This window comes from Streptomyces sp. enrichment culture (genome assembly GCF_964273255.1).
GTDB lineage: Bacteria > Actinomycetota > Actinomycetes > Streptomycetales > Streptomycetaceae > Streptomyces.
The window spans coordinates 3,355,096-3,367,910 of record NZ_OZ186835.1; the positions used below are offsets into that span (position 1 = coordinate 3,355,096).

The window sequence follows — 12,815 nt, forward strand, 5'->3', positions numbered from 1 at the left end:
GCCGGCCCGACGGCGGGACAGTGGTCCGGAAGTCGGCCCCTCACCAGGCCAGTTGGGCGATCTCCTCCGCCACCACCGCGCAGGCGTCGGCCGTCGGGTCGATCAGGGGGAAGTGGCCGACGTCCTCCAGCAGGGTCAGGCCCACGACCTCGCCCGCCTTGGCCGCGGCGTCGGCGTACGCCTCGACGACCGCCTGCGGCACGTCGACGTCGGTGCGGCCCTGGACGACGGTGGTGGCGATGCCGGTGGGCAGCAGCACCGCCGGGTCGGCGTACGGCAGGCGCTCCGCGAACCGCTCGTCGCCGCCGAGGAGTTGGCGCACGGCGCCCCCGCACACGGCCAGCTTGTCGGCGACCTCGAGATCCGCGACGGGGGCGAGGGCGACGACGCCGCGCAGCGGGGCGGGGCGATCGGTGCGCCACGGCGCGTCGGCGGGCAGCAGGTGCCGGGCGGCGGCCCACAGGGCGAGGTGGCCGCCCGCCGAGTGGCCGGTGACGACCGTGCGGCCGGGATCGGCCTGCGGCAGGTGCCGCCGGGCCAGGGCCGGGAGGGCGTCCAGGGCGGCGGCGACGTCGTCGAAGGTGTCCGGCCACCGGCCCGCGAGGTGCTCGCCGGCCGCGTCCCGGCCCGCGCCGCGCCGGTACTCCACGCTGGCCACGGCGAAGCCCCGACGGGCCAGGAAGGCCGCGAACGGGCTGATGTGCCGCCGGTCGTGGGGCTCCCGCCAGGCCCCGCCGTGCAGGACGGCGACCAGGGGGGCCGGGCCGCCGGGACCGGCCGCCGCGCGCGGCGCGTAGAAGTCGACGACCTGGTCGGGGCCGTCGCCGTAGGCCGCGCTCGTGTCCGGGTCGACGGGCGCGTGGGACAGGGCCGCCTCCTCCTCGGCGGCGGCCCGGGCGGCTGCGGCGGCGTCCGTCATGCTCGACCTCTCAGCGGTGCGACGTGGATGGCGGACCGGTGAAGGATCCGGCCGTTTGGCCGGGACGGTATCAGCACCACGACCCGCGTGGACATGGGGATATCACGCTCGGTGAACCCTCCGGGTCCGCCGGCTCCGGCCCACCCGCGACGGGCGCGGGGTGGGCCGGAACGCGGCCGGCCGGCACGGCGCGCGGGGGTCAGTCCCCGTCGGCCGCCAGCACCTCGGCGAGCACCCGCGCCGCCCGCTCCACGTCCGCGAAGCCGAGGTACAGCGGGGTGAAGCCGAAGCGCAGCACGTCCGGGTGCCGGAAGTCGCCCACCACCCCGCGCTCGATCAGCCGCCGCATCACGTCACCGGCGTCCGGGCAGCGCAGGGCGATCTGGCTGCCCCGCTCCGCGTGTGCGAGCGGGGTCAGGCACTCGACCCGGCCGTCCGGGACGTACGCCGTCACGCACTCCAGGAAGAAGTCCGTCAGCGCGAGGGACTTCGCCCGCACCTGTCCGACCGACACCCCGTCCCAGACGTCCAGCGCCGCCTCCAGGGCGAGCATGGACAGGATGTCGGGCGTGCCGACCCGCCCGCGCAGCGCGCCCGGCGCCGGCTCGTAGTCCGGGCGCATCCCGAAGGGCTCCGCGTGGGAGTTCCAGCCGGGCAGCGGGGAGTCGAAGCGGTCCTGGAGCTCCTCGCGGACGTAGAGGTACGCGGGTGAACCGGGGCCGCCGTTCAGGTACTTGTAGGTGCAGCCGACCGCGAGGTCCACGCCGTGCCCGTCCAGGTCCACCGGCAGCGCGCCCGCGCTGTGGCACAGGTCCCACACCACGCGGGCGCCCGCCGCGTGCACGGCGGCGGTGAGCGCGGGCAGGTCGTGCAGCCGGCCGGAGCGGTAGTCGACGTGGTTGAGCAGCACGGCGGCCGTCCGCTCGCCGAGCACGCCCGGCACCTCGGCCGGGGTGACCGGGCGCAGCGTGCAGCCGGTCATCCGGGCCGCCGACGCGGCGATGTAACCGTCCGTGGGGAAGGTGGTCGCGTCCACCAGGACCTCGTCCCGGGCGGGGTCGCCGTCCCGCGCCAGGCGCACCGCGCCGACGACGGCCTTGAACACGTTGACGCTGGTCGAGTCGCCGACGACGATCTGCCCGGCCGCCGCGCCCACCAGCGGGGCGATCCGGTCGCCGATCCGCTCGGGCGCGGTCCACCAGCCGCCCTCCGTCCAGGACCGGATGCGCAGCTCGCCCCACTGCCGGCCCACCACGTCCGCCATCCGGGCGGGCACGGCGGCGGGCAGCGCGCCGAGCGAGTTGCCGTCCAGGTAGACGCCCTCAGCGCCGGCTTCCGGCCCGGAGGCGGCGTCCAGCACGAACTCTGCACGCTTGGCCGCCAGTTCGTCGGCGTCGTCCAGTTCCTTGGCCCGTACCCGCTGATCAGACATAGGACCGCGCCGTCCACAGCTCGGGGAACACGCTCTTCTGCGCCCGCTTCTCCAGCCAGGCCACCCCGGCGGAGCCGCCCGTCCCGGTCTTGGCGCCCATCGCCCGGCGGGTGGCGACGAGGTGGTCGTTGCGCCAGCGCCACACCAGCTCGGCGACATCGGTCAGCGCCTCGCCCAGGCGGGCCACCTCGTCCCGCTCGTCCCCCGCGTACACGGCCGTCCAGACGGCCTCCACCTGCGGGGACGGCTGGTAGCGCTGCGAGACGTCGCGGCTGAGCACCTCGTCGGGGATGGCGTGACCGCGCCGCGCGAGGAAGCGCAGCACCTCGTCGTACAGGCTCGGCTCGTGCAGGGCCTTCTCCAGCTCGGCGTGCACCCGCGGCGCGCCCCGGTGCGGGACCAGCATGGACGCGGACTTGTCGCCGAGCAGGAACTCCATCCGCCGGTACATCGCCGACTGGAAGCCGGACCCCTCGCCGAGGGCACCGCGGTAGGAGTTGAACTGCGCCGGGGTGAGCCCGCTCAGGGGCTTCCAGGAGGCGTTCAGCGCCTCCAGTTCGCGCACGGACCGCTTCAGCGCGTCGGTCGCGGTCGGTACGTCGTCCTGCCGCAGCGCCTTCGCGGCCGTCTCCCACTCGTGGACGATCACGGTGAACCACAGCTCCATCACCTGGGTGGTGACCAGGAAGACCATCTCTCCGGGATCGTCGGAGAGGGTGTGCTGGAGGTGGGTGAGGACGTCGGCCTTGACGTAGTCCTCGTACGGGGTCGTGCCCTGGAAGTCGAGATGCGGGGTCTCGGGCTCGTAAGCCTCGTGGGACATCGCTGTCTCCTGAAATGTGCTCCGGGTAGCGGTCCGCCCCTGCCGTTACCGGCACGGGGGCCCCGGTCCCCATCGCATCCTGCGCACGAGCCCCACTGATCCGCAAGGCCCGCCCGCTCACGGGCGGGCCTCGACGCGGTCACGACCGCTCAGCCGAGGACCTCGGCCGCCGTCGGGGAGGAGTCCTTCAGGAACTGCGAGCAGCGCTCGTACTCCTCCTTCTCGCCGATGGCCTGGGCGGCCCGGGCGAGGGCGTGCAGGGCGCGCAGGAAGCCGCGGTTGGGCTCGTGCTCCCACGGCACCGGCCCGTGGCCCTTCCAGCCGTTGCGGCGCAGGGCGTCCAGCCCGCGGTGGTAGCCCGTACGGGCGTAGGCGTACGACTCGACGACGCCGCCCCGCTCGAACGCCTCGTCGGCCAGCCGGGCCCAGGCCAGCGACGAGGTGGGGTACTGCGCGGCGACATCGGTCGGGGTGGCACCCGAGGCAAGCAGCTCGCGCGGCCCGGGGTCGTCGGGGAGGTGCGTGGGGGGCGGGCCCCCGAGAAGGTTCTCGTGAATCGACATGGCTCCAGTCTGGTACATCGGGCCCGCACCCCGCGCCGGCCCGTCGGTCCCCGCGGCAGGGGACCGCAGGCCCGTCGGTTCTCGCGTCCCTGGACCACAGGTTCGTCGGTCCCCGCGGCCCGGGACCGCCGGCCCGTCGGTCCCCGCGGCCGGGGCCCCAGCCCTGGCCGTGCGCCCCGGTGGCGCGCGCCCGGCGACCTCAGCGCGGCCCGGCGCCCCCGGGCCGCAGCCGCCCGGCGGAGGTGCGGGGCTCCAGCGGGGGCACGGCCACGCTGCCGTGGGTGCGGCACTCGGGGCGGCGGCAGTCCGGGGCGGGGCGGCGCACGGTCGCGAAGGCGAGGACCGCGCCGGCCGCCAGCAGGCCCGCACACCAGAGCATCGCCCGGCCGAACGCGGCGTCGAAGGCGTCCGGCCGCCGGTACGCCTCCGGCCCCATCCCGGCGAGCAGCGGCAGCGCCGCCACGGCCAGCAGCCCGGCCGCGCGGGCGGCGGCGTTGTTGATGCCGCTGGCCAGCCCGGCCCGGCCGACGTCCACCGAGGCGAGCACGGTCGCCGTCAGCGGCGCCACCAGGGCGACCATGCCGAACCCGAGGACCAGCAGCGCGGGCAGCACGTCGGCCGGGTAGGAGGCGCCCGGCCCGACGCGCAGCATCAGCAGCATGCCCGCCGCGCACAGCAGCGGCCCCACCGTGAGCGGCAGGCGCGGGCCGATGCGGTCGGCGAGCTCGCCGATGGGGGTACCTCCCGCTCGAGCGAAGCCGAGAGTGGGGGAGGGCGGAGAGCAGCAGCATCAGCGCGGTCGTCGGCAGCAGGGCCGCGCCCGCGGCGAGCGCCGAGTAGCCGACGACGACCTGGAGCTGGAGCGCGGCGAGGAAGAAGAAGCCGCCGAAGGCCGCGTAGACGCAGAGGGTGAGCAGGTTGACCGCGGTGAACTGGCGGGAGGCGAAGATGCCCGGCGGCATCATCGGGTCCGGGTGCCGGCGCTCCACCCACACGAAGGCCACCGCGGCGGCCAGTCCGGCGGCCCCCGCGACGACCACCGCGCCGGACGCCTCCTCCGCCCCGATCAGCGCGTACGTCACCAGCGCCAGCGCCAGGGCGCCGAGCCCGGCCCCGAGCACGTCGAAGCGGCCGTGCGGGCCGCCGCCGGAGGACTCCGGCACGTGGCGCACGGCGACCGGGACGCACAGCAGGGCGACCGGCACGTTGATCAGGAACACCCAGCGCCAGCCGGGCCCGTCCACCAGCCAGCCGCCGAGAAAGGGGCCGACCGCCGCGCCGATCCCCCCGAAGCCGGACCACAGGCCGACCGCGCGTGCCCGGTCGTCCCGGTGGAACGACGCCTGGATGAGGGCGAGCGAGCCCGGCGTGAGCAGGGCGCCGCCGACGCCCTGGAGCGCGCGGGCGGCGATCAGCGTCCCGGCACCGGGGGCGAGCCCGCACAGCAGGGAGGCCGCCGCGAACCACACCACGCCGACGACGAACACCCGCCGCCGCCCGAACCGGTCCCCCAGCGCCCCGCCCAGCAGGATCAGCCCGGCCAGCGTGACCATGTACGCGTTGACCGTCCATTGCAGCACGGCGAGGTCGGCGTCGAGGTCCCGGCCGATGCGCGGCAGGGCGACGTTGACGACGGTGGAGTCCAGCAGGGCCATGCCGGAACCGAGCACCGTGGTGAGCAGGATCCACCTGCCCTGCGGGGAGGCCAGCCGGACATCGGGCATCTTCGGCGCATACGGAAGAACCCGGCACCGCGGAGGGTGCCGGGTCCGTCGCGAGCGGCGCGGGCCCGTCCGGCGGACGGGCCCGGGGAGCCGTTACTTGATGCGGGTGCCGGTCGAGCGCAGGTGGCGGCAGGCCTCGACGACACGGGCGGCCATCGACGCCTCGGCGACCTTGCCCCAGGTGCGCGGGTCGTAGGTCTTCTTGGAGCCGACCTCGCCGTCGACCTTCAGGACGCCGTCGTAGTTCTTGAACATGTGGTCGGCGACGGGCCGGGTGAAGGCGTACTGGGTGTCGGTGTCGATGTTCATCTTGACCACGCCGTTCTCCAGGGCGGTCAGGATCTCCTGCTCGCTGGAGCCGGAGCCGCCGTGGAAGACGAAGTCGAACGGGCCGGGGGAGGCCGGCTTGCCGTACTTGGCGGCGACGCCCTCGTTGAGCTCCTTCAGCAGCTCCGGGCGCAGGCGGACGTTGCCCGGCTTGTAGACGCCGTGCACGTTGCCGAAGGAGGCGGCCAGCAGGTAGCGGCCCTTCTCGCCGAGGCCGAGGGCCTCCGCGGTGCGGATCGCGTCGTCGACGGTGGTGTAGAGGGAGTCGTTGATCTCGTGCGAGACGCCGTCCTCCTCGCCACCGGTCGGGGTGATCTCGACCTCGAGGATGATCTTCGCGGCGCGGGCGCGCTCCAGAAGCTCCTGCGCAATGGTCAGGTTGTCGGACAGGGTCTCCGCGGAGCCGTCCCACATGTGGGACTGGAACAGCGGGTTGCGGCCGGCCTTGACGCGCTCCTCGGAGACGGCGAGCAGCGGGCGGACGTACCCGTCCAGCTTGTCCTTCGGGCAGTGGTCGGTGTGCAGCGCGATGTTGACGTCGTACTTCTCGGCCACGATGTGCGCGAACTCGGCCAGGGCGACCGCGCCGGTCACCATGTCCTTGCTGTGCTGGCCGCCCAGGAACTCGGCACCGCCGGTGGAGATCTGGACGATGCCGTCGCTCTCCGACTCGGCGAAGCCGCGCAGTGCCGCGTGCAGGGTCTGGGACGAGGTGACGTTGATGGCCGGGTAGGCGAACTTTCCTGCCTTCGCCCGGTCCAGCATCTCGTTGTAGACCTCGGGAGTTGCGATGGGCATCTGTCCGCTCCTCTTAGCTGTGCGGGTTGGCGTACTGCGTACTGTCGGCCCTGACCTGGAACCTTGGAAGCGACGTCGTTGTCGGCCCCATCTTCCCAGACTTGTCCGCCAGGTCCACGGCGCAGGTCAAGTCGTGATGTGGGGGGATCCCGGAGCATGCCGCGCCACCGTGCCGCGGCAGCCTCCGGACGGACGGCCGGCGGCCGGACCAGCCGGCCGGGCCGGTACGGGCCCTACGACCGGTGCGGCCCGTACGACCGGTACGACCGGTGCCGCCGGTCAGTCGAGCCCGAGTTCGTCCTTGGCGAACGCGAACAGGTACGGCACGCCCGCGCCCTCCCGGATCTTCTCCGCGGCGCCGGTCGCCCGGTCGACGATGGTGGCGACGGCCACCACCTCGGCACCCGCCTCCCGCACGGCCTCGACCGCGGTGAGCGGCGAACCGCCGGTGGTGGAGGTGTCCTCGACGACCAGGACACGGCGGCCGGCGATGTCCGGCCCCTCCACCCGGCGCTGCAGACCGTGCGCCTTGGCCGCCTTGCGGACGACGAACGCGTCCAGCCTGCGGCCGCGCGCGGCAGCGGCGTGCAGCATGGCGGCGGCCACCGGGTCGGCGCCCATGGTCAGGCCGCCCACCGCGTCGAACGCGTAGTCCTCGGTCAGGTCGAGCAGCACCTGACCGACCAGCGGCGCGGCCTCGCCGTCGAGGGTGACGCGGCGCAGGTCGACGTAGTAGTCGGCCTCCAGCCCCGAGGAGAGCGTCACCTTGCCGTGCACCACGGCCTTGTCCTTGATCTGCTGCAGCAGCGCGCCGCGCGTGTCCGTCATGGCAGCCAGCTTAGAGGCGGGTCCACGTCCAGGTCGTCGTGGCCTCCAGCGGCTCCAGCGGGGTGACCAGGCGCGGGGCGCTGTTCAGCCCGTCGGGCGGGCCGGTCTGCGGCTCCACGCAGACGGCCTCGCGCTGCTCGTCGTAGACCACCACCCACTGCTCGCGGCTGGTGATCCGCAGGCTCAGCCGGCCGGGCCAGGTCACGGTGACGTCGACGCCGTCGGGCATGCCGAAGCAGTCGTCCCACGGGCCGGGCCGGGGATCGATGCGGCGGCCGGTGGGCAGGTGGTCCTCGCCCCGCTCCTCCTGCCAGGCGGGCGTGAAGTCCAGGACGGCCTCCGCACCGTCGAGGGTGCGGTTGAACCAGGGGTGCCAGCCGATCTGCGCCGGGAAGGACGACTCGTAGGTCTCCACCGCCATGCTCAGCGTCAGGGAGTCCTCGGCGAGCTCGATCCGCTGGGTCACGCGTCCGGGGTAGGGCCACGGCTCGGCGAGGTCGAAGGTGAGGACGGCGGCGCCGTCGTCCACGCGGGCGGTGCGCCAGGCGGCGTCCCGGGCGGTGCCGTGGATGGCGTTGGGCGGCGCGTTCAGCGGCATCTGGTGGACGGTGGCGCCGTCCCGGAACCGGCCGTCACGGATCCGTCCGCACCAGGGGACCATCGGGAAGCACCCGAACCGCTCGCCCTGCCGCAGCAGCTCCGTGCCGCCGATCCGCAGCCCTGCGACCCGCCCGCCGTTGCCCGGCCGCACGGTCACCTCCGCGTCGCCCGCGGTCAGCGTGATGTCGTCATTGCTCACGGGACGACCCTACTGCGCTGATCATCACCGGCCGGGGGGCACGACCGGCCGGTGGTGTCACCGCGGCCGGGGGCCGCAGCGGCCAGGGGGAACCGCGACCGGGGGCCACCGGCGGCCAGGGATCGCCGGCGGCCCGGGGTCACCGGCGGCGGCGCAGGAACCGCACGGCGACGACGGCGGAAGCCACGGCGAGGGCCGCGGCCGGGGCGGCCCAGCGCAGCGGGGCGGGCGGCGAGACGGTCTGGGGCGCGGGCACGGGGGCGTACCGGCCGCGCGGTGGGGCGTGGTCCACCTCCTCGGCGCTGCGGCCGATCATCGTACGGCGTGCGTGGGCGGCCTCCGCGACGGCGTCGCCGGCCTCCTCGGGACCCCCGGCCCCCAGGACCTCTCCGGCCTCTCCGGCCTCTCCGGCCTCTCCGGCCTCTTCGTCCTCTTCGTCCTCGCCCGCCGCCACCGGGTCGAGAGCGGACGGGGAGGCGTCGGCGCCGATGCGGTGGGCGGGGTCCGGGGCCGGGGCGTCGTCCGCGTCCGGCGCGGCCTCGAAGTCGCCGGTGCCGCCCGGCTCGAAGTCCTCGGTCGCCGCCTCCTGGACCGTCTCCGACGGCGTCCCGGCGGCCGGGGACGCCTCCGGCAGTGCTTCGGCGGCCCGGGGCGCGCCGGGGGACGCGTCCGACGGCGCCTCCGGGCCCGGGGCGGCGTCCGGCGGGGCGTCGTCCTGCCGGGCCGCGGTCCCCAGGTTCTCCGCGAACCGGGTCAGCAGCCGGGTGACCGCCGCGGCCACCGCGTCCGGCGGGAGGCCGGTGATCCGGCCGTCGGCGCGCGCCGTGCCGTCGGCGGCGAGCGTGGTGCCGCCCTCCGCCTCCCGCAGCCCCAGCCGCAGGGTCAGCTTCACCGAGCCGGTGCCGCGGGTCTCCGCCGCCTCGCCCTCCACGACGTAGGAGCCGTCGTCCTGCCCGGTGACGCGCACGGCGCCGCCGTAGGTGATGGAGTGACTGCCGATACGGACCTTCAGCCGGCCGGCGACCGGCTCCGCGCCGGCGTCGTGCTGGAGCCCGGGCACCGCCCGGGCGACCCGCGCGGGGTCGTCCAGCACTGCTCTGAGCCGATCGGCCGGAACCGGAACGAACACCTCGTGCTCCATGCCTGCCGAGCCTACCCAGGCGACACCGGGCTGTACCCCCGTCGGCGCGAAGTCACGGCGCGTCGGCGCGCGGCCCGGGCCCCGCCCGGGTCACGGCCGGGCCCCGCGGCCTCAGCGGGCGTAGCGCGGGTGGACCAGGGTGGACGGCGGCAGGCCGGGCGGGCGGCTGTCCTCGGCGCGGCGCGCGGCGGCGGCGAGGCCGGCACCGGTGAGGGTGCGCGGGCGCGGGCCGGACGGGTCGAGGCGGAGCCCGGGCGTGGCGCGGGAGGCCAGGACGAACCCCCGGTCCTTCCCGGTCGCCCCGCCCCGGGGCGTGCGGTCGGGCCCGGCACCGGCGGACCGCAGCCCGGGAAGCCGGTACGGGGCGGTGCCGAAGCCGGCCGCGCGCAGGGTCGACTCGACGGTCCCCAGGACCCGGGCGCGGCCGGTGACCGGTCCGGTGTGCACGACGAGGCGCCCGCCGGGCGCCAGCACCCGCCGGGCGAGCCCGTAGAACTCCAGCGAGTACAGCTTCGTGCTCTCGGTGATCGCGGGGTGCGGCAGATCGGAGACCACCACGTCGTACGCGGCCCGGGGGCCGCCGCGCAGCCGGCTGAACGGGTCGCCGGCCGTGACCCGCACCCGGGGGTCGTCGAACGCCCGCCCGTTCAGTGCGGTGAGCGCCGGGTCGGTGCGCGCCAGCCGCACCAGCCCCGGGTCGCGGGTGACCACGTCCACCCGGTGCACGCCCTCGAACCGCAGCACCTCCCGGACCGCCAGCCCGTCCCCGCTGCCGAGGACCAGCACCCGGGCGCGCGGCCCGTTCATCGCGGGGTGCACCAGCGCCTCGGCGGCGCGGGGCGCGTCCTGTCCGCTGACCCGGAGCCGCCCGTCGAGGAACAGGTCGGCGGGGCGGCCGTCCCGCCCCCCGGTGAGCACCACCTCCTGCACGCCGGTGTGCAGGGCGACGCGGACGTCCGAGCCGTACATCGCCGTCCGGGCGGCCCGTTCGAAGTCGTCGACCAGGACCGCGGCGGAGGCGAGCAGGGCGAGCACGCAGACGTTGGCCACCACCAGCAGGCGGCGGTCGCGGCGGCCGAGGTCCTGCCGGAACAGCCCGAGCACCAGCGCCGCGCCCACCACCGCGTTGACGGCGCCGGTGATCAGCGCCCCGGTCAACTGCCCCAGGAACGGCAGCAGCAGGAACGGGAAGGCGAGCCCGCCGACCAGCGCGCCGACGTAGTCGGCGGCAAACAGGTCGGCCACCGCGCCGCCCGCGTCCTGGCGCCGGATCCGCTGGATCAGCTCCATCAGCAGCGGCACCTCGGCACCGATGAGCAGACCGGTGGCCAGGGAGAACCCCACCAGCAGCCAGCGCGGGCCGTTCTCCCAGACGCCGCCCCAGGCGCCCGTGAAGGCGTAGACCGCGTAGAGGGCCATCGCGCTGCACCCGCCGGTCAGGGCGAGGGCCGCCTCGACGGCCCCGAACCCGGCCGCCGCGTTCCCGCGCAGCCGCTTGGCGGCCAGGGAGCCGATGCCCATCGCGAACACCATGACGGACAGCACGACCGACGCGTGGGTGACCGAGTCGCCCATCAAGTACGTGGCCAGGGCGAGCAGTTCGAGCTCGTACACGAGCCCGCACGCCGCACAGACGAACACCCCGGCCAGGACCAGGAACCGCCCGGTGCCCTGCCGGACCGGCAGCGGCGGCGGGCCGCCGACCGGACCGCCACCGGAGCCGTGCGGCCCGCCCCCGGGTGCGGTGGAACGGGGCGGAGCGGGGGCGTGCGGTTCGATCACCCTGCGACGTTACGTCACACCTCGGGCGCGGATCGTCACCCACACGTGTGGTGCTTGTTTACTCCTGACCGATATTGGGACGAGCGGAATCCCGCCCGGGCAGGCTCGCCGGCCCGCGCGTCGCCCCGGTCCGCCCCAGGTCCGCCGGGTGCCCCGCCTCGTGCCGCCGACCGCCGCCCGGACGGGCCCGTGCGCTCGCCTCCCGGCCGCCGCCGGGCCAAACCCGCGCCCGCGCACCGCAGGCCGCCGCCCGGACGGCCCTTCGTCCCAGCCCTTCAGGCCGCAGCCCCGGCGGCCCCTCGTCCCCTCGTCCCCGCGCCTCAGGCCGCCGCCCGGACCCGCGTCCCCACTCGGGTGCGGGTGGTCACCAACTGCCCCTCCTGCGGGTACGCGTGCCAGGTGCGCCAGTGCACCTGGTCCTCATGGCGCTGGGCCAGCAGGGCGGTGAACGCGTGCGGGCTGCCGGGGAACACCCCCGCCAGCCCCTGCGGATGGTCGGCCACCAGGGCGAGCAACTCCTGGGCGCGGCCCGCGAACGAGCCCGGGGAGAGCACCTCCACCCGGGCCGCGAACTCGTACTCCCAGTCGCCCACCCGCTTGGCGACGCCCAGGGGAAGGGGCGTACTGCTGCCCGGAATGCACGCCACCGTCTCCGAGCACAGTCCGCGCTCCTCCTCCACGAGCACCTGGTGGGACGCGCCGAGCAGGCGCATCTGGAGCTTCACGCCGGTCAGTTCGAGATCGAGCGTGGCCAGCGCGGGCAGCGGCTCGCGGCCCAGGGCCCAGGCGAGGTCGGCCGCGCACGTGTCGGTGTAGGAGGTGTTCAGGGTCGTGAGCATGGATCGGCTCCGCAAGCGCGCAAGGAGGAAGAGATGGGGGGAGTCCGGCGCACCCCGGTCGTACCGGGTTCGGCCCGTCAGCCCGGTCGGCCGGTCGGGACGGGCTCCGCTGGAAGTCCGAGGGCTGCGTTGGTGGTTGAGAGGGAATCATGAACCGTGGCGCCGATACAGCGTTTTTACCCAAGTTCAGGCGGTTTCCATCCCCTAGAGGGCTCCACAGCTCAACTGTTCAATCGCGCCGCGCACCCCGCGCGCCCGGCACGCACCCGTGCGAACGCCCGGCCACGCGCCCTTTCGGAACCGGCCGCCCGGCCACGGCGCCGACGACGACGGCGACGCCGCGACCGGTCCGTCGTGGCGTCCCGCCCGGCGACAGCGGGGTCCGCCCCCCGCGCGGACCCCACCGCCCTCCCCCGGAAGCGGAAGCCGGCGGCTGCCGTCCCGGCGGCTCAGCCCCCTCCGCCGCCGCAACCGCCCCCGCCGCCGCCCCCGCACGACGACGAGCCGCCGCACGACGAGGAACCGCCGCAGGACGAGCCGGCGGAACCGCTGCCGCTGTCACCGGCCGCCCACCAGCTCTCCCGGCGCCCCCGCCGCCCGGACGCGGGCACCGCGCGCCCGCTCCCGCGGCCCACCATGACCCCGATCAGCACGACGGCCCCGATGAACACGAACAGGACGACCAGCCAGTACAGGAAATCCCCCATGACGTCCGCTCCTTCCGTTCCCCCGTGATCCCCCGAAGCAGCCCCCCGTGGGCGCCTCGCTCACGCGTGTGTGCGGGAGATGCCCGATGCCCGCACGGCCCAAAGCAGAGTTGAGCAAAGCCAGAGCTTCGGC

Annotated in this window: 11 protein-coding genes and 1 pseudogene; all 12 read right to left on the bottom strand. The window is 75.5% G+C overall.

From position 1 onward, the window contains the following. Positions 1–40: 40 nt before the first annotated feature. A complete protein-coding gene (locus ACSU53_RS14365; protein ID WP_437027857.1) occupies positions 41–919 on the bottom strand; it encodes an alpha/beta hydrolase in 879 nt (292 codons plus the stop codon). Between the two features lie 199 nt (positions 920–1,118). Further along, the gene (gene kynU / locus ACSU53_RS14370; protein ID WP_437027859.1) at positions 1,119–2,351 is read right to left on the bottom strand and encodes a kynureninase; all 1,233 of its coding nucleotides are present in this window, start codon (positions 2,349–2,351) and stop codon (positions 1,119–1,121) included. After that, entirely contained in the window at positions 2,344–3,174 is an 831-nt protein-coding gene (locus tag ACSU53_RS14375; protein ID WP_437027861.1) for a tryptophan 2,3-dioxygenase family protein, read from the bottom strand. The genes kynU and ACSU53_RS14375 overlap by 8 nt, the downstream gene beginning before the upstream one ends. Positions 3,175–3,323: 149 nt before the next feature. Further along, on the bottom strand, positions 3,324–3,737 hold the full coding sequence (locus ACSU53_RS14380) for a DUF3151 domain-containing protein (protein WP_164332981.1): 414 nt from the start codon (positions 3,735–3,737) through the stop codon (positions 3,324–3,326). A 199-nt stretch (positions 3,738–3,936) separates the two neighbouring features. Continuing rightward, a pseudogene (locus ACSU53_RS14385) lies at positions 3,937–5,461 on the bottom strand (MFS transporter). 93 nt (positions 5,462–5,554) lie between these two features. Next, positions 5,555–6,586: a class II fructose-bisphosphate aldolase gene (gene fbaA / locus ACSU53_RS14390; protein ID WP_437027863.1), complete on the bottom strand. Its 1,032-nt coding sequence runs from the start codon at positions 6,584–6,586 to the stop codon at positions 5,555–5,557. A gap of 279 nt (positions 6,587–6,865) precedes the next feature. Next, positions 6,866–7,414, bottom strand: a complete 549-nt coding sequence (gene pyrE, locus ACSU53_RS14395) for an orotate phosphoribosyltransferase (protein WP_437027865.1) — start codon at positions 7,412–7,414, stop codon at positions 6,866–6,868. Positions 7,415–7,424: 10 nt separating this feature from the next. Next, positions 7,425–8,213, bottom strand: a complete 789-nt coding sequence (locus tag ACSU53_RS14400) for an aldose 1-epimerase (protein WP_437027867.1) — start codon at positions 8,211–8,213, stop codon at positions 7,425–7,427. A gap of 139 nt (positions 8,214–8,352) precedes the next feature. Continuing rightward, positions 8,353–9,354 (bottom strand): SRPBCC domain-containing protein, encoded by a 1,002-nt coding sequence (locus tag ACSU53_RS14405; RefSeq protein WP_437027869.1) that lies wholly within the window; start codon positions 9,352–9,354, stop codon positions 8,353–8,355. A gap of 111 nt (positions 9,355–9,465) precedes the next feature. After that, entirely contained in the window at positions 9,466–11,136 is a 1,671-nt protein-coding gene (locus ACSU53_RS14410) for a polyamine aminopropyltransferase (RefSeq protein WP_437027870.1), read from the bottom strand. Between the two features lie 320 nt (positions 11,137–11,456). After that, positions 11,457–11,975, bottom strand: a complete 519-nt coding sequence (locus tag ACSU53_RS14415; RefSeq protein WP_437027872.1) for a DUF2617 family protein — start codon at positions 11,973–11,975, stop codon at positions 11,457–11,459. A 449-nt stretch (positions 11,976–12,424) separates the two neighbouring features. After that, positions 12,425–12,682, bottom strand: a complete 258-nt coding sequence (locus ACSU53_RS14420; RefSeq protein WP_437027874.1) for a hypothetical protein — start codon at positions 12,680–12,682, stop codon at positions 12,425–12,427. Positions 12,683–12,815 lie beyond the last annotated feature (133 nt).